Origin of the sequence: Deinococcus fonticola, assembly GCF_004634215.1 — a bacterium.
Lineage (GTDB): Bacteria > Deinococcota > Deinococci > Deinococcales > Deinococcaceae > Deinococcus > Deinococcus fonticola.
This window is the reverse complement of sequence record NZ_SMMH01000046.1, coordinates 1-16,771: the sequence shown is the minus strand read 5'-3', so window position 1 is coordinate 16,771 and position 16,771 is coordinate 1. Positions and strand designations below refer to the sequence as shown.

Annotated in this window: 11 protein-coding genes; 7 read left to right on the top strand and 4 right to left on the bottom strand. The window is 56.7% G+C overall.

Annotated elements, in window-relative coordinates:
* The 3 genes from E5Z01_RS17525 to E5Z01_RS17515 all read left to right on the top strand — a co-directional run.
* Positions 1-853, top strand: an 853-nt coding sequence (locus E5Z01_RS17525) for a tyrosine-type recombinase/integrase (RefSeq protein ID WP_240738542.1), incomplete at its 5' end; no start/stop codon positions are given.
* An 832-nt stretch (positions 854-1,685) separates the two neighbouring features.
* Complete coding sequence (locus E5Z01_RS17520; protein WP_135230544.1) at positions 1,686-2,564, top strand: phospholipase D-like domain-containing protein; 879 nt, start codon at positions 1,686-1,688, stop codon at positions 2,562-2,564.
* 22 nt (positions 2,565-2,586) lie between these two features.
* A complete protein-coding gene (locus E5Z01_RS17515) occupies positions 2,587-4,290 on the top strand; it encodes an ATP-binding protein (protein ID WP_167757996.1) in 1,704 nt (567 codons plus the stop codon).
* A gap of 253 nt (positions 4,291-4,543) precedes the next feature.
* Here the strand turns inward: E5Z01_RS17515 and E5Z01_RS17510 are convergent, their stop codons facing one another.
* Complete coding sequence (locus E5Z01_RS17510) at positions 4,544-4,870, bottom strand: hypothetical protein (RefSeq protein ID WP_135230542.1); 327 nt, start codon at positions 4,868-4,870, stop codon at positions 4,544-4,546.
* Positions 4,871-4,989: 119 nt separating this feature from the next.
* Between E5Z01_RS17510 and E5Z01_RS17505 the strand changes: the two genes are divergently transcribed.
* The 3 genes from E5Z01_RS17505 to E5Z01_RS17495 all read left to right on the top strand — a co-directional run bounded on the left by E5Z01_RS17505 (position 4,990) and on the right by E5Z01_RS17495 (position 12,595).
* Entirely contained in the window at positions 4,990-7,773 is a 2,784-nt protein-coding gene (locus tag E5Z01_RS17505; protein WP_135230541.1) for a DUF1156 domain-containing protein, read from the top strand.
* On the top strand, positions 7,770-11,066 hold the full coding sequence (locus E5Z01_RS17500) for a DUF499 domain-containing protein (protein ID WP_135230540.1): 3,297 nt from the start codon (positions 7,770-7,772) through the stop codon (positions 11,064-11,066). The genes E5Z01_RS17505 and E5Z01_RS17500 overlap by 4 nt, the downstream gene beginning before the upstream one ends.
* A gap of 962 nt (positions 11,067-12,028) precedes the next feature.
* Positions 12,029-12,595, top strand: coding sequence for a recombinase family protein (locus E5Z01_RS17495; protein WP_135230539.1), 567 nt, complete (start codon positions 12,029-12,031; stop codon positions 12,593-12,595).
* A gap of 333 nt (positions 12,596-12,928) precedes the next feature.
* Here the strand turns inward: E5Z01_RS17495 and E5Z01_RS20415 are convergent, their stop codons facing one another.
* A complete protein-coding gene (locus E5Z01_RS20415) occupies positions 12,929-13,072 on the bottom strand; it encodes a transposase (RefSeq protein ID WP_167757995.1) in 144 nt (47 codons plus the stop codon).
* A gap of 322 nt (positions 13,073-13,394) precedes the next feature.
* On the opposite strand from E5Z01_RS20415, the gene E5Z01_RS17485 reads away from it, so the two are divergent.
* The gene (locus tag E5Z01_RS17485) at positions 13,395-14,507 is read left to right on the top strand and encodes a phytase (protein WP_135230538.1); all 1,113 of its coding nucleotides are present in this window, start codon (positions 13,395-13,397) and stop codon (positions 14,505-14,507) included.
* Between the two features lie 281 nt (positions 14,508-14,788).
* On the opposite strand, the gene E5Z01_RS17480 is transcribed toward E5Z01_RS17485, so the two are convergent.
* Together E5Z01_RS17480 and E5Z01_RS17475 are read right to left on the bottom strand one after the other, a co-directional pair.
* Positions 14,789-15,646 carry a tyrosine-type recombinase/integrase gene (locus E5Z01_RS17480; RefSeq protein WP_135230537.1) on the bottom strand — a complete coding sequence of 286 codons (858 nt, stop codon included), beginning with the start codon at positions 15,644-15,646 and terminating at the stop codon, positions 14,789-14,791.
* A 118-nt stretch (positions 15,647-15,764) separates the two neighbouring features.
* A complete protein-coding gene (locus E5Z01_RS17475; protein ID WP_135230536.1) occupies positions 15,765-16,100 on the bottom strand; it encodes a hypothetical protein in 336 nt (111 codons plus the stop codon).
* Positions 16,101-16,771 lie beyond the last annotated feature (671 nt).

Genomic DNA, 16,771 nt, shown 5'->3' with positions numbered 1-16,771 from the left:
CCAGGTGGGCCTGATCCAGAACCTCTGGGCAAACGGAAGAAGAAATGCTCTGACCCCATTACGTTGCTGGAAGTCGGCTGGACGCTGGTTTTACGTCCTCTCTCATAAAGTTTGTCAGGCCGTCAGGCCACAGGCTCAAACTGTCGGTATGACCAGGCGCACAAGTGCCAAGAAGAAAGCCCGTGAAGTGGCGAAACTGCTGCGGGCGGAACGACCAGATTATGCCTACCTGAAAGACGTTTTCAGACACCTGAGGGCGGAACTGGAAGTGGAAGTGCCGACATCCTCACGACGCTTACCTTGGGTGCCGACTGAAGAACAAGTGCGTGTGCTGTATCAGGCGGTGTGGCGCACGCGCCGCACCGCTGACTTGGTCTTGATCAAAACCTTCTTGTACACAGGTGTTCGTGTGTCGGAACTGGTGGCAATCAGGCTAAACGACGTTGACTTAGAGGCTTGCCAAATGAGGGTGAATCTGGGGAAGGGAAGCAAGGATCGAATTGTGCCGTTCCCGCTGGGCTTCAGGGAAACACTTGCGCTGCACATCGAACACCGCAAGCAGCGGGGCGGCAATTACCTGTTTGAGTCGTCGTGGAAACGGCATTACAGTGACCGGGGCATCCGCCGGATGCTGGAGCGCTACACCGCGGAGGCCGGGATTGAGCGCAACATCAGCCCCCATAAGCTTAGACACTATCTGCTGACCTGGTTGAAAAAACAGGGCATTGATGATGCTCTGATCCAGCCCTACAGCGGACATAGTTCACGCCAGTCTTTGGAAGTGTATTCGCGGCTCGCTCTGGGCGAAGCACAGAAGGAGTACGAGCGGGTCATCAGTCGCTTCCCTGTCTGACTCGTGAAACTCCTCACTTTGCGCTTGGTAGCAGCTTCCTTAAAACACCCCCACATAGCGCTGGCACCCTGCTCCAATACTGACCGGTCAACGCCTACAGCTTCAGCCAGCCACATGAGACCATATCCGTCCTGAAAATGGTTGTAGAAGTACTTTGCATCATAGTTATGCCCAGCCCGGTTGTAATACCCAGGGTCGTCATACTCAGCGAGCCAGCCATCAAGGTGAGCCTGTTCGTCTGACCATCCCCCATCAAGCCGTTCCTGGATGGCCACGGCGGTTAACGGCTGGCGATTTGGAAAGGTCACAATGAGGGAACGAAGCTGCTGGGCACTGATAGTCACGACGGACGCCCCAGTCCACAACGAGTTGATGTGACCAGGCGTAATAATCCCCGCACAAGACTCATTGTGCCAGTGTGAACCAGTCATCGTTTTTTAGCATGTCCCACATTAACTCCTGCACCGAGTCCTTGACCTGCATTATGCGAGCCGTTTCAACAACCCCTGTGATATGAACTCAAGCAAGCATGAGTGACCAGCAAAGTCTCTTCGACACGGTTCTCGTCCCGGCAGGCCATAGCGTAGCCAAGCCTGCATCTGACCTGATTCGTATTGCTGAAGGCTGGCGGGCCGCCGTGCCAGACTTGGATGGGCCGGGCCGACGGTGGCTGTTCTCACCCTGGCTCACGACGCGGCATGCCGATTTGCTTGGCAGCGTACAGAGGGGGGACCGACTGCTCATCCGTGGATGTGCCGAGGACTTTCTGAGAGGCCTGTCAGACGTGAGCGCAGTCAAGGCGTACTTGGAGTGGGGTGTGGAGGTCAGGCGCATGCCCACCCTTCACGCCAAGGTCTACGCCCGCGAGTATAACCAGCAGGGCGTCTTGTGGCTCGGCAGTGCCAACCTCAGTAACCGGGGTGAGGCGGGCACAGCGCACAGCAAGCAGGTGGAAGCCATGAGCGGTCCCCATCCCCTGACGCAAAAAGCTCTAAGCGCGCTGGAGTACCTATGGCAGAACAGCAAGCCCTTTGACCTTGGCGACCTCCAGCGCGAAATTGACCACCTTGCCGAGGAGCGCCAGAAGCTCGCAGAAATGCTGATAAGCCACTCCCAGCCCGGCGTGCTAGCGGTACGGCTGTCCTTCCGTCTGCTAACCGGCCAATACAGCATGACCCCGGAATCCCTGGGCCACGCCAGCTCACAGGCTCAAGCGAACCGCGTGAAGTACCCCAGCGTGGAGTACGTTGACCCCGATGTTTCCCAGCTTGCCCAGCAATTCCAGCGTTTTCTGCGCACGGAGCGCCGCAAGTTGAACCAACTGCTGGAGGATGTTCCCGGTGCGCGTGGCCTATATGTGCTCCGGCTGGAGGACATGGAGCTGGTCAAGGGCTTCCTTGGCGAAGTTGAAGCTCAGGCCCGTCTGCGCTTCGAGCAGCAACTCGCCACCGAGCGGCCCCACCTGCGGGAGAATTTCGGCCACCGCTTCAGAGAGGCATTTCAGCAGTTCCTGAGCGAGAAGAACAGGCCGCTGGCCTCTACCCCGGAGAAGGCCACCATTGACGCCCAGGCCGCCTTCGATGACTATATGGGCCGCGACCCCTTCCGCATCAGCGCCCAGTTCTTCATCCCGCTGGTGAACCAGGACGACCCCGATGATGGTCTGGTACAGGCTATGCAGCAGGTACGCGCCCGTCAGCGCCTGCTGTGAACGGCCAGTATTCTGGAGCGTAATGACTGAGCAGGAACTCCGACAATTGATTGCTGGTGGCGAAACCCTCTCTGTCGAGTTTAAGAGCGACTCGCCTGGTCAGAAAAGCGGCCTTTCAGATGAGGAACTACAGGACGCCGTCGTCTGCCTGGCGAATGCCGAGGGTGGAGCACTGCTATTAGGCGTGGAGGATGGTGGCACCATCACTGGTCTGCACGCCAAGCACCAGGGTAGACCTGCAAACGGCATCAGTGCCTACCTTCGTAATGTCCTGCAAGGCAGCTCTAGGCCGGAGGTGCAGGCGGAAATCGTGATTACTTCGGATGGGGCTGTAGCCGTCATTCAGGTCAGCAAAGCATCGTCCCTGGTATCTACCAGTCAGGGGCGCATGTTAAAACGTCGGTTCGATTCCTGGGGAAACCCGGAGTGCGCCACCATCTACCCGCATGAAATCCCTGCCTTGCTGGCGGTAAAGCGCCAGTATGACCACACGCAGCAACCTATTCGTGACCTGGGATTCGACGCCCTGTCGCTGGCCGAATTTGACCGTATTCGTGGTTTTGTGCGGAGGCAACCGCAGGCGGATAAAGCCCTGCTGGAACTGGATAATGCCGCCCTGGCCGATGCGCTGGGACTGGTGCAACGCGAAGGGAAGGAAATTTACCCTACCGTGGCGGGCATTCTGGTGGCGGGCGACATTGCCGCCATTCGCGCCTACATTCCTGGGCATGAGGTGGGGTTCCAGCAACTGGAGGCCGACCAGGACGTAACAGCCAATGACTTCTACCGTGAACCGTTGCTGCGCGTCTGGGAGTTGTACGAGAACTTCTTCCTGAACCGCAACCCGCAGAAGGAATTGCGTTTTGGTCTAGAGCGCATGGCTGTGCCGCAATACCCGGAGCGGGCGGTGCGTGAAGCCTTCGCCAACGCCCTGGTTCACCGGGATTACACGCTGCTGAACGCCGTGTACTTCCAGTTCAAGGGCGACCAACTGAACATCACCAGCCCTGGTGCGTTCATGGACGGCATCACCGTGCAGAACCTGCTCTACGCCCAGCCCACACCCCGTAACCCTCTCCTTGCCGATATTTTCAAACGCCTTGGCCTGGTCGAACGCACTGGACGCGGCGTGCCCCGCATCTTCGGGGATGTCCTGAGTTCTGGGCGACCAGCACCGAAATACAAGAGCGACGGCAACAGCGTCAGCGTGGCCATTCCTGGTGGTGAGGCCGATGTCCGATTCGTGGAAATGGTCATTCGCGCTCAGGACGAACACCAGACGATGGACTGGCGACACCTGATGGTCATGCACCACCTCTCCAAGGCCAGGGAACTGTCCGCGCAGGAAGCCGCTCCACTGGCGAACGTCGAGGAAGCCCAGTGCCGGAACATTCTGGAGGAACTGCTGGACTGGGGCCTGGTGGAACGCCGACGTTCAGGCCGCAACGCGACTTACCACCTGAGTAGCGCTGTATACCAGGAACTCAATCAGCTTGACGAGTATGAGCGCCGTAAGCAGGCCGAGACGGATGCCGATGAACAATGGGTTATCAACCGTATTCGGGAACATGGCCGGGTGAAGCGGAGTGAGGTCATTAAGGAAAACCGGATGGAGAAAGGCCGGGCCGAATACCTGCTCCAGCGCCTGCGTAACGAGAAAAAGATTGTGCTGGTTGGACGTGGACAGGCGGCACACTACATTCTTCCCGAAACGAATTCGGGTTGAATTCGGGTTGAATTCGGGTATCAGCACCAGTGTTGATACTGGCAAGCTAACGAACACGCTAGCGTTTTAGCGTGTCAGCCGGGCACGGCTAAAAATCGAAAGTGCGGCAATTCCGGTACGAATTCGGGTCAGGTGCAACAACCTGCAACATCCCATTCTCGACGCGCACCCCTCTCCAACTCGGAAACCCACCTGACCCACCAAACGACAACAGCCTACTCAAAACTGGGCAGGCCGTAATGCGACTTTCGTCTCAGCGGGCGTTCAGCTTTTCCGCTGTGCCGTCGATGATGAACTGCCCATAAGTCGTAAATCCCGACAGCATGTAAACGTTTCCATCAGCCGACTGAAACCAGAGGGTATTTGAGTTGGCCTTCTCGCCATTGCTGACACTGATGAGCTTCCAGTTCTTCGGGAACGTTGGAAGGGGTAATTTTGTCCCCATGCTCTCGTCGTACCGGATGTCCGTCACCCGGAAGGTGTTCGTATTGGCCTGTGACTGACCCGTGGCGTAACCCAGCAGACCAACCGTCGTGAGAGCGAAAAAGGCAGCCGCAGCTTTTGAGACGTTCATTTTCATGGAACTGCACTCTCCCATAGGAACTGTCACACGGTCATGACGTGCAGCCCGACACCAAGTGTCGTTTTCCTAAAAGGTGACAGGATCGTTTGCTCCCGCCCGTTATTCTGGGAAAACACATGGCTTACAAACGACTGATTGAACACCGCTTGCCACTCAACGAGGTCAGCACCGAGTCGGCACGCGAGAAAAGCATCCGGCACGGTCACATTTCCACGCTGCACATCTGGTGGGCACGCCGCCCGCTCGCCGCGAGTCGCGCCGCCGTGTTCGCCACCCTGGTTCCGGATACCGATGAGAACTACGAACTGGTGAAGAAAATCGTGCCCTGGGAAGCGGTCAAGGACGGCAACAGCCCCGACATCCTGGAGGCCCGCAGGCGCGTGCTGGAAGCCAACGGCGGCATTCCCCCCAAAGTCCTCGACCCTTTCGGCGGTGGCGGGGCCATTCCCCTTGAGGCCCTGCGCCTGGGCTGCGAAGTGTACAGCCTTGACCTGAACCCCGTCGCGCACATCATTCAGAAGGCCACGCTGGAATTCCCGCAGAAGTACGGCCAGCCGAACAGCCGCCCCGTCCCGGAGTACATCCGCGAAAAAGACCAGCAGGCCGTCGCCAGCGCCACCGCCAGAGCCAGCAAGGCCAACAAAGGCAAGGCCAGTAAGCAGGTCTCCATGTTCGGAGACGACAGCGACGGCGAATGGGCCAAAGCGTACCGGCAGAACCCCCTCGCCACCGATGTCCGCTACTGGGGCGAATGGGTGCTGGAAAAAGCTAGAGAAGAATTACAAGACATTTATCCATCTGAGCCGGATGGACGAATCCCGTTGGCTTATTTGTGGGCAAGGACGGTCACATGCTCCAACCCAGGGTGTCGGGCTGAAGTGCCAATGCTGAAGACTTACTGGATATCAAACACTTCAAGGCAGAAATACGCTCTTCAGCCAATGATAAACGATAATGAATTGACTTTTTCCTTAGTAACACCCGAAAAAGGCGCGAAGTGGCCTGAAGAAGGTAGCGTTACTGATGCTACGGTAATTTGCCCCATCTGTACAGCTTCAACCACAAAATCAGATATTCAAAATCAAGCGCAAGACAGGGGGTTTGGTGACAGGCTGCTATGCGTAGTGACTCAATCTTTTACTGAAGATGGGCGTGGATATCGTCTTCCAAATGAATTGGATTTTGCCGCACTGCAAACAGCGAAGGATAAATTTAATACACTTGAGAGATTGAATGAAGCGAGATACCCAAAAGAAGACATCCCCGATGAGAAAATTTGGAGAAACAGCGCAGTTAGAGTCAGAGGATATGGATTTAAGAAATGGAGTCAATTCTTTACAGAAAGACAGAAGGTTTCGCTGTCTATTTTTTCTAAACTAATTTCTTCTGTAAAATTAGACTCAGAAGATACGGGTTACGAGGATGCAGTCAAGACTGAGTTGGCTGTATCTTTCGATAGACTTGCAAACTCAAACTCAAGCTTTAGTCGCTGGGAGAATGGTAGAGAGAAGATACAGGGAGTTTTTGCGCGGCAGTCAATATCTATGCTCTGGGATTACGTAGAAGCAAATCCAATTGGAAATGCTACTGGTGACTGGCAGAGTGCAGTCGGCTGGGTTAGTAAGGCCAATGACTTCGCAGCTAGAAGCTCTTCACACTACGCAACCATACTAAGGGGTTCAGCAGAAAAAATTCCTTTGGAAGATTCGAGCATAGACGCTATTATTACCGACCCGCCATATTATGATGCAGTGCCTTATTCTGGACTTTCTGACTATTTCTATGTCTGGCTCAAAATCAATGTACCCGCATCGCTTGCGCTACACTTTAGAACTCCCCTAACTCCAAAATCGGGAGAAATCGTTCAGAATCCTTCTCGGCATAATGGCGATAGAGAGGCGGCGAAGCTTTATTACGAGAGATTAATGTCCAATTCCTTCTCTGAGATGCACAGAGTGCTTAAAGAGAGCGGAGAGGCTACGATTGTTTTTGCTCATAAATCTACAGAAGCTTGGGAAACTTTAATAGCTGCACTTATTAAGGCGGGATTCTTAGTTCAGGCAAGTTGGCCGTTAAAGACGGAAATGCAAGGAAGAACAGTCTCTCACAATGCAGCCGCGCTTGCCTCGTCCACTTTCCTTAACTGCACCAAGCGCACGGCGGGCGGGGTTGGCTACTTCAACGATGTTCGTCGGGACATGATTGCGGCGATTCAGCCTCAGTTGGCAGAGTTCTGGGCGTCTGGGATTCGCGGGGCGGATTTCTTCATGTCGGCCATTGGGCCGGGGCTGGAGGCGTATAGCCGGCACGATGAGGTGCGGCGCGTGTCGGGTGAAGTGGTGTCGGTGGGCGAGTTCCTCGATGAGGTTCGCAAGATTGTCATGGAGTTCGCGCTGGGGCAGGTGCTGGGCGCAAAGAGCATGGGGGCGGTGGATGCACCCACGCAGTTTGCTCTGCTGTCGTTATGGGGGTACGGCCCGGAGTTGCCGTCTGATGAGGCCCGCAAGCTGGCTCAGTCGGTGGGTCGCGAGCTTACGGATATTCAGGACAGCGGTCTGGTAGTGGTCAAGGGCGAGAAAGCCACCGTGCAGGGTCTCAAGGCCCGCAGCAAGGACAAAGCGCTGGGCCTCAGCAAATCGGGCGAGAAGGTGCCAATGGTGGATGCGATGCACAAGGCCGTGACGTTGCTGGGTGGTGGGAGTCGGCAGGCGGTGGCGGATTACCTGAGTGCGGTGGGGTACTTGCCGGAGGAAGCGTTCTGGCAGACCATGCAGGCGCTGGCCGAAGTGCAAGACGGCGTGGACGACGGGCGAGCGCTGCACGAGCTGCTGACCATCCGCGAAGGGCTGCCCAAGCCCAGTGGCAACCCCCTTGAGACGCTCTTTGGAGGACAGGCATGAGCGCAGTACAGGAAGCATTCGGCAAAGCCATATTCAGTTACGCCGACGCTGTGCGGGATTATGTGCCGCGCAAGCTGAAGGTACAGTACGGCAGCGGTCAGGCGTGGTTCGAAGCGTTTATGGAGTCGCTGACCCCGGCCAAGCAGAGCAACGTCAAAAGCACCATCGAGTCGCTGTCGCAGGCGGGAAAGCTTAAAGCGCCCGAAGACCTGATTGATGTGACCCACTTTGGGGATGTGATTCTGCGTCAGAAGGACATTTTCAAGCCTCTCTTCGGTAACCAGCACAGCAAAGCCGTGACCTGGGCACAGGAAATCGCGGATGTCCGGCACGACTACGCCCACCAGAAACTGGTGGAAGATGACGACGCATACCGCGCACTGGACAACATGGCGCGGCTGCTGGTGTTGATGAACGAGGACAAGAAGGCCGCCGAGGTCAAGGCGCTGCGCGACGACATCCTGACGGGCACCAAATCCGAGAAGCAGAAAGCCAATGTCGTGAATGACCCCGCACTTCAGCCCTGGTGGAAGAACGCCCAGCCCCACGAGGACATCCGCAAAGGCCAGTTCGACGAGAACACATTTGCCGCCAAGCTGGACGATGTGGTGCGTGACGATGGCAGTGCGCCCCTGGAATACCGCCGTGCCGACCTGTTCTTCAGGAAGACCTATCTGACCAAGGAACTGACCGCTGTACTGGCCGATACCCTCAAGCGGCTGGCCGGGACAGGCGGGGAGTCGGTGGTGCAGCTCCGCACGCCATTCGGGGGCGGTAAGACGCACGCCCTGATTGCCCTGTACCACCTGGTCAAGCACCACGCCGACATCGAGGACGCCGACCGCGCCGCCATTCTCAAGGCTGCCGAATTGCAGGATGTCCCCCGCGCCAAAGTCGCCGTGCTGGTCGGGACTCAGCTTGACCCTAACGGCCATAGGGTGGATGGCCTGAGCCTGCGGACTCTCTGGGGCGAAATGGCTTATCAGCTCGGCGGCAAAGAGGGCTACAAACTGTTGAGTGATGCCGATGAGTCCGGCATCGCACCCAGCAAGGACAGGCTGATTGAGCTATTCAATCTGGTGCGCAGCCAGAAGTGTAGTTCGCTGATTCTGATGGACGAGCTGCTGGTCTATCAGGTCAAAGCCGCAGGCAAGCGTGTCGAGGGCACGACCCTTCAGGCCCAGACCTTCGCATTCCTCCAGAGCCTCACTGAGGCCGTGGCAGGAGTGGAAGGCGTGGCACTTGTGACGACCTTCCCTGAGTCTCACATCGAGTATTACGACCATCAGGAAGCCCCGGAAGTGTTCTCGCGCCTGGAGAAAATCTTCGGTCGTGTGCAGGCCGTGCGTGTGCCAGTGCAGGGCGAGGAAATTTACGAGGTCATTCGCCGCCGCCTGTTCGACAGCATCAACCAGAAAGCTGCCGAGCAGGTGGCTGCCGAGTACAGCCGTCTCTTCGACGAGCACAAGGACGACCTGCCGAACGAGGCCCGCACCGCCGAGTACCGCAAGAAAATGATGCGGGCGTTCCCTTTCCACCCAGAGCTGATTGACCTGCTGTACGAGCAGTGGGGCAGTATGCAGAGCTTCCAGAAGACTCGCGGGGTATTGCGCCTGCTGGCTCGCGTCATCGAGCACGGTTACCTCTCTGGTGCAGCTCGCCCGCTCATTTCGCTTGGTGATGTGGGTCTTGAGGAAGGCGAAATGCAGGCGACGGTCACGCAGACCCTCAAGGACGCCGAGTGGGGCGGGGCGCTTGCCAGCGACCTCAGTGCGCCTAATGGCCGTTCCTATCAGATTGACAAGGAACAGGGTGGCAACTACGCCAAGTTCCGCCTGGCTCAGACGGTTGCCAGTGCGGTGTTCATGGCCTCTCACTCCGGCAGCGACCGCAAAGGCATCACCAAGCCGAGCCTGAATCTGGCCCTGCTCCACCCCGAAGGCATCACGCCCATGCTGGTCACGGATGCCTTGGACCGACTCAAGAACCGCCTGTACTACATGCACGCCAACGGGAACTATGTATTCAAGGCGCAGGCCAACCTGAACAGCGTGCTGGCTGACCGCACCGCGCAGGTGAAGCGTGAACGAGCCGAGACACTGGTGCGAGACACTGTACAGAAGGTCGCTGGTTCCGGCCTCTTCAAGCCCTTCGTGTGGCCGGAAAATCAGAAGGATGTACCAGATGGCCCTGGTTTCAAGTTGGTGCTCCTGGGGCCGGATGCCTCTCTGGACGACAAAGATGCTTACGAACGCAAACTCAGCAGCATCCAGCAGAACGTCGGCGGTGGCCCACGCATCCAGAAGAACACGCTGGTCTATCTGCTCGGCAAGGGCGGCGACTTCACCCGCGCTGTGGATGCGGCCCGCACCCTGCTAGCCTTGCAGGACATCGAGAAGGACAAGACGCTCACCCTCAGCCCGGAGCAAAAGTCTGACCTGAAAGAGCGCCTGACTAAGCAGACGGATATGGTACCCAGTCTCACTAAGGCTGCTTACACGGCCCTCTACATGCCCAGCGTGGGCGATAACGGCGAGAGTGTGTGGCGGGTTATCGACATCACCGCGCATGCGAAGACGAAGGCGACTCTGGAAGGCGCAGTCACTGACGTTCTGCGCCAGGAAGACCTGCTCATCAGTGCCATTGACCCGGCGTTGCTTCTGCAGGGGCCCTGGAAGCTCTGGCCAGGCGATGAGCCCTACCTAGAGCTGAACAAGCTCAAGGAGTACTTTACACGCCTGCCACACTTGCCATTCGTGGAGTCTGAAGCGGCCATCAAGTCGGCCATCGTGCGCGGCATTGGGCAGGGCCTCTTCGAAATGGGACAGTTTGTAGGTGGTGAGGTCAAGAACATCTATGACCGCAAGAACCCCATTGACGATGGAGGCGTGTTCTTCAACGACATCTATAAGCTGGCACGGCCCGGCACTCTCCCACGGCCCAAGCCAGAACCGGGCAATGAAGGAGAAAAAGCAAACGACGGCGACGAAGGCTCTGGCACAGTTGGTGGTACACAGGGAGGCGGTGGAAGCGCCACCAACAATGGAACTAGTACTGGTGGAAAAGGTCGTGGAATCACTACAGTGCGGTTGACCCTGCCCGATGTCACATTGCCGCAAATTCCTACTCTGCTCGACCTGTTTAGTGCCCTGCAAGATGCCAAGGGCCAAGTGAAACTGGAGGTCAAGCTCACAGCCACCAATCCGGCAGGGCTCGACCAGGCTATGCTTGACCTGAGCGTGCGGGAACTCCTCGACCAGCACGGGGTGAAGGTAGACTGGCAGCAGGAATAGGGAGTATTACGTGACCCCGGCCAACACGTCTTATGGGCGCCCTATCATCAAGGTTGCCACTCGTGATGCTTATTGAGCTGTTTCGATATTCGCGACAGGTCATTCCCACTCAGGGCTGTCACCTCTTGAATCCGGACTCGACTTACGTCGTGTGACAGAAATTTCTGAACCCAACCAGGAATGTCACTCAGACTCTGAAAGAGCTGAAATTCTCGTCTATATCCATCCCCATGGAGACGTTCCTGAACAAGTTGGATGACGGTCGGAACAGCTTCGTCTTCCATCAAAGGTACAGTGCGGTACAGTTCGTTACTTGGGGGTGTTTTAAGGAAGCTGCCACGAAACGCAAAGTAGTGAATTCTGCTGCTGGGACGTTATTTACAGGCCAAAGAGTTAAAACTGGGCAGTGCCGTTTGTGCGAATGGCATCGGTACTTCGGAGCAAGTCAGTAGATTTCTACCTGTTCTGAGTGACCCAACACGTCCAAATCGGCCCAAAAAGTACCGACACAGCCTGAAAGCGGTACATTTCTACTCTGTTGCTTGTGAAATCGTTTCACTTTGCGCTTGGTGACAAGAACCTTAAAACACCCCCGAATGGACCGCACCCTCCCATTGCGTAGGGAACGTCTGCAAAACATCATGAGCCGTTATCCTGCCATCTTCCTCAACGCCGCAATTTTCCTCAAGAGTATGCCTCCAAGCGTCACTGAGGATGAGCCATAAATGTCCAAGGTCTGTGCCGCAAGCGACACAGACCCCAGTGAGTGCAATATTACATCTTTGTATGCCTGCTAACAACGGAGCGACCCTTAATCTGTGCCGTTCTGGGGTATACCCTAGTCCGGCAATCTTGGGTGACGATGGAATCGGTGTTTGGGTGTCGGTTTAGGGTCAGTTTTGCTATATTCCGGCATGTGTCGGGGGATGTCTAAAGCCTAAACCGACAAAGCTGGAGGAAGGATGGCAAAAGGACAGCGAGTTGGGTACATTCGCGTCAGCACCGTCGACCAGAACACCGCCCGCCAGTTGGATGGCGTGGAACTGGACAGAATCTTTGAAGACAAAGCCAGTGGCAAGAATGCCAAGCGGCCCCAGCTCCAGGAGTTGCTGGCTTATGTGCGTGAGGGCGACACCGTGGTGGTGCACTCGATGGATCGCCTGGCCCGTAACGTGGATGACCTGCGGCGCATCGTGACTGATCTTTCAGGGCGTGGCGTGCGGGTGGAGTTCCAGCGTGAGGGGGTCATTTTCACCGGCGAAGACAACCCGATGAACACGCTGCTGCTCACCATGTTGGGCGCAGTGGCAGAGTTCTTGCGGGCACAGAACTTGGAAAACCAACGCGAAGGAATTACCAAGGCGAAACAGGCTGGGAAATACAAGGGCCGCAAGCGGGCGCTGACGCCTGAGCAGGTGGAACAGGCCCGGCAGCGGGTGGCTGCCGGGGAACGTAAGACGGTGATTGCCCGTGACTTGGGCATCAACCGGGATACGCTGTACCAGTCGCTGAAAACCCGATCGGGATGAATAACTTGAATTCGTGTGCATAACACGCTATTCTTTGCAACATCAAAGCCGCCAGATTTGGCGGCTTTTCCCTTTGTAACTAGGGGTGTTCTAAGGAACGTGTCACCAAGCGCAAAGTGAAACGATTTCACAAACGGCATGGTAGAAAAGTACCGAGTTATGCCAGAGTCGGCACTTCTCCAGCTATTCAATGAGCTTTTTCGGGTAGAGATCAGGTAGAAATCTACTGCCTTGCCCCAAATTACCAACGCCATTGAGATATTCGGCACTCCTGACTGCACGGGCTTGCCATTGAAATCCACGTCTCAGTAGGCAATTTCGCTACTTTGCGTTTCATAACAGCTTCCTTAAAATCCCCCCTTGCCTGGTGACGTACGGATTGGCACAGTGTGGGCACTGGACACCATTCGGCCATCTCAGCTCACGAACCACGGAGAAGCACTTTTCGTCGTCTAGAAGACGAATCAGGTTCAACACAGCCTCTATTTTACTGAAGGCCCTTCAGCTCCCCGAAACCCGGTATGAGCCAAGAAGAACAGGTTCAGGCGTCGGGTCTGGTGTTCACGGCGCCCAACAGTGAGGCCATGCCCACGCCGAATGGAGAGATCTGCACACTCTTGAGGCGCTAAGCAGCCTCGCCCTTGTGAGCAGTTTCAAAGCACCTGGCCTCACCTAAGAATCGGAACCAAAACCTGCGCTAAGGAATTATTTCCGACCCCGACGCCATTTTCTGAGTTCGGCGTCTGCTGAGGCGTCCGGTCTGACACTTAACTGACCCGTGAAGCGCAGGCTGGAAAGGATGAAGAAGCTTGTCCTGCTGCCCGGAGTTCTGACGCTCGCCGCCTGCGCTTCTACCACCGTGCATCCCGTGAAAGAAGTTCCTATGGTTCAGGCCGTAGCCGAAACCGCGAAGGTCGGCAAGCCCGCCGACTCCGACGACCCGGCTATCTGGGTCGACAGTACCGATGCGACCCGCAGCTTTGTCATAGCGACGCGCAAGGAAGGCGGCCTGACCAGCTTTGACCTCGCGGGCAAAACCATTCAGGACTACAACCCTGGCAAGATTCGCTACAACAACGTGGACCTGGTCAGAGGCTTCAAGCTCGGCGGCAAGCTGGTTGACCTGGCAGTAGCCAGTGAACGGCTCTCCGACCGGGTGGCCGCATTTGTGATCGACCCCCAAACCCGGCAGTTCCGCGAAGTCACCAGTCCTAACAGCCCCATGATTTTTACCCCGGCTGGTGAGCAGAGCGACGGCAAACGCAAGTCCTATGGACTGACGGCCTACCGCACCGCGTCTGGTCAGGACCGGGTATTGGTCACGCAAAACGGGTTTCCCACCATTGCAGAAGTCGAACTTTTCGACGATGGTCAGGGCGTCAGCGTGCGCCCCATCAACAGATATGTATTTCCAGCTGCGCAGGCTGGGCTGACCGTTGACGACCCTCAGTTTGAGGGCATGGTGGTGGACGCGGCCACGGGCTACGCCTTTCTGGGACAGGAACAGGTCGGGGTGTGGCGACTCAAACTGGGCACGCAGCAGGTCAACCTGCTTGACCAGGTGGCCCCCGCAGGCGAGCGCCTGAGTGCCGATGTGGAAGGACTTACCATTGCGCGCGGCCAGGGGAACGCTGGCTACCTGCTCGTCAGCAGTCAGGGCAGCAACCGCTACTCCGTGTACGATCGGTTGGGAGAAAAGTATTTCGGCTCCTTCCAAATCAGCCTGGGCAACGATTTAGTCACAGATAGCGACGGCGCAGATGTCGTGACCAGTAACCTCGGTGGACGCTTCAGCCAGGGGCTGCTGGTGGTTCAAGACGGTGACGCGGGGGGGCAGGAGGATGTCACCAATTTCAAACTGGTGTCCTGGGGAGACGTCACGCAGGCCCTTAAACTGCCCGCGCTCAGGTGACCCGTTTGGGGTACTAGCCACATTGGCCCGAAAACACTCGTCAAGGAAATTTTGCTGTCTGGGACGAGGTTCGCCCAATAGTCATACTGCGAACCTCAGTAGGCGACAACTTCAGTTCAATGTCGTCCCAGACGGGAAAAATCAACAGTCGGCCCCATCAAGCTTGATGGGGCCGACTGTTCGCGGTCTCCTGGGAGTGTGAAATCGACAGAATCCACTGCTCAACAAGCTACCGTACTCGGCCTGACCTGAGAGTAGGAACCAAAACCTGCGCTAAGGAATTATTTCCGACCCCGACGCCATTTCCTGAGTTCGGCATCGGCTGAGGCGTCACTGACCTCGGCGTAGCGCAGGGTGGTTTGAATGTGGCAGTGGCCGAGACGCTTTCTGATGGTTCCCAAACTGACCCCGCCATTCACCAGTTCCGTCGCGTGACTGTGGCGCAACTGGTGCAACGTGCAGGCCACAACCGCCTGAGCCGCGTAGTTTTGCCAGCGTTCCTGCACGCTCTGATACCGCAGTGGCCCGCCACGCCCGTTCTTCTGCGCCTGAAACATCGGCCCATGTTCGTAGTCCAGTGAGCGCAGGTATTTTCGCAGCGCATTGAGTAGCTTCGGGTCATCGAGCAGCACCGTCCGGCGCTGCCCCCCTTTACCCAGCACGGTCAGGTGCTCGTCGCCTTTGGTAAGGTCGAGATCGTCCAGATGGATGTTCAGGGCTTCGCTGATGCGAAGTCCTGTCTCGAACACCAGGCGGAACAGCAACGCATCTCTAGACTGTGATGCTGGAATGACTGCAAAGATGCGCTCAATTTCTTCGCGGCGCAGTCCTCGCGGATGTGGTGGGGGAACGGTAGGCCGTTCCAAATGAAGCGTCGGGTCATCTTCCAACTGCTCGTGTTGCCGCGCCCAGCGGCAAAAGCGTTCAATCGCCGTCTGTTTGCGGTTTTGCGTGGAAGCAGCCCACTCGTGGGCTGCAAAGTACGCTTCCAGCGCTGTCGCATCCAAATCCTTACTACTCGCTAGCAACCACCGTTGGAAGTGAACCAGATCGGCGCGGTAAGCTCGGATGGTGGCCGCGCTGCGTTTCAACCCCTTTAAGAATTGATCGGTGGCAGTTTGGAAATCATCACTGTTCATTCCTGCGATAAGTGTACTTTGACACCTGAGAACCGATAGGGATTTTCACCGTAAAATCCGCAACCCTCACTCACCTTTCCTGTGATAATGACAATTACTGAAGGAAAATGTTTGAAGTTCAGTTGAGCAGTGAGCCGCGAATACCCTGCGCACACACAATCCGGTACTTTACAGCTTCGGCATCCAGTTCAGCGTGTTCAAGCAGTCCGGCGGCCACCACCTGGATTTCGGGCCAGGATTGACGTACCAATGCCCGTGTCCTGGCCCGCAGGACGTGCAGGTACTCGGCCATCACCGCCTGTTCTTCAGGCTCGGTCAGCGCGGCGGTCATCAGCGTCTCAGGGGGGCGGGACGAAGGCGGGTCAGGACAAGGAACATTCAGGAGTCTGGCCGTTTCCTGCCCCGCCAGAGCAGTCATGACCACGTCTTCCAGGAGGCCCCGGTTGCTTTGCATGGCCTGCGGGGGGTGTTTTAAGGAACGTGTCACCAAGCGCAAAGTGAAGCGATTTCACAAGCGCTACAGTAGAAAAGTACCGGGTTTCGCCAGTGTCGGCACTTTTTCAGACGTTCACGGGCCTCTTTGGGGAGAAATCAGGTAGAAAACTACCGTCTTGCCCCAAAGTACCAATGCCATTCTGGTATTCGGAACTTCCAATTTTGGAGAGTTGCGGCTGGAATCTGCGCCTGAGTGGGAAGATTCGCTACTTTGCGTTTCGTAGCAGTTTCCTTAAAATCCCCCCTGTTAGGGGCAGGGTGCCGGATTGAGATCACCCTGCAGGGGGCAGGGCGAGTGGGAAGGCTATTGGCTGTTATTCCAGGACGATGGGGAAGATGCCCTGAGTGTCGTGGTTCTTGGCGTAACTGCTGCTCAGAGGACTGTTCTCGCTGGAGCGAAGTTCGACTTTGGTTTTGGTGACCTTCACGATTGTCCGCCCGGTCGTTGTTCCGTTGCCGTCCAAGCACTTAGCGGTGATCTTGAGGGGATAGGCGGTCTCTACGGGGTGACTACACGATTCGCGCAAAATTGTAGATATTGTTTTTTGCCCGGCCCGTCAAGTCTCGCTGGAAAGCCGCACATACAGCGGGTCGTAGGGCTTCCCTGACTTGACCACCGCAAAGCCCACG

What these genes read in the sequence shown, in the direction of transcription:
- E5Z01_RS17485 (WP_135230538.1), top strand. Translation starts at nt 13,395, where the DNA reads ATGAAGAAGCTTGTCCTGCTGCCCGGAGTTCTGACGCTCGCCGCCTGC.
- E5Z01_RS17480 (WP_135230537.1), bottom strand. Translation starts at nt 15,646, where the DNA reads ATGAACAGTGATGATTTCCAAACTGCCACCGATCAATTCTTAAAGGGG.
- E5Z01_RS17515 (WP_167757996.1), top strand. Translation starts at nt 2,587, where the DNA reads ATGACTGAGCAGGAACTCCGACAATTGATTGCTGGTGGCGAAACCCTC.
- E5Z01_RS17510 (WP_135230542.1), bottom strand. Translation starts at nt 4,870, where the DNA reads ATGAAAATGAACGTCTCAAAAGCTGCGGCTGCCTTTTTCGCTCTCACG.
- E5Z01_RS17520 (WP_135230544.1), top strand. Translation starts at nt 1,686, where the DNA reads ATGCCCACCCTTCACGCCAAGGTCTACGCCCGCGAGTATAACCAGCAG.
- E5Z01_RS17495 (WP_135230539.1), top strand. Translation starts at nt 12,029, where the DNA reads ATGGCAAAAGGACAGCGAGTTGGGTACATTCGCGTCAGCACCGTCGAC.
- E5Z01_RS17505 (WP_135230541.1), top strand. Translation starts at nt 4,990, where the DNA reads ATGGCTTACAAACGACTGATTGAACACCGCTTGCCACTCAACGAGGTC.
- E5Z01_RS17500 (WP_135230540.1), top strand. Translation starts at nt 7,770, where the DNA reads ATGAGCGCAGTACAGGAAGCATTCGGCAAAGCCATATTCAGTTACGCC.
- E5Z01_RS17475 (WP_135230536.1), bottom strand. Translation starts at nt 16,100, where the DNA reads ATGCAAAGCAACCGGGGCCTCCTGGAAGACGTGGTCATGACTGCTCTG.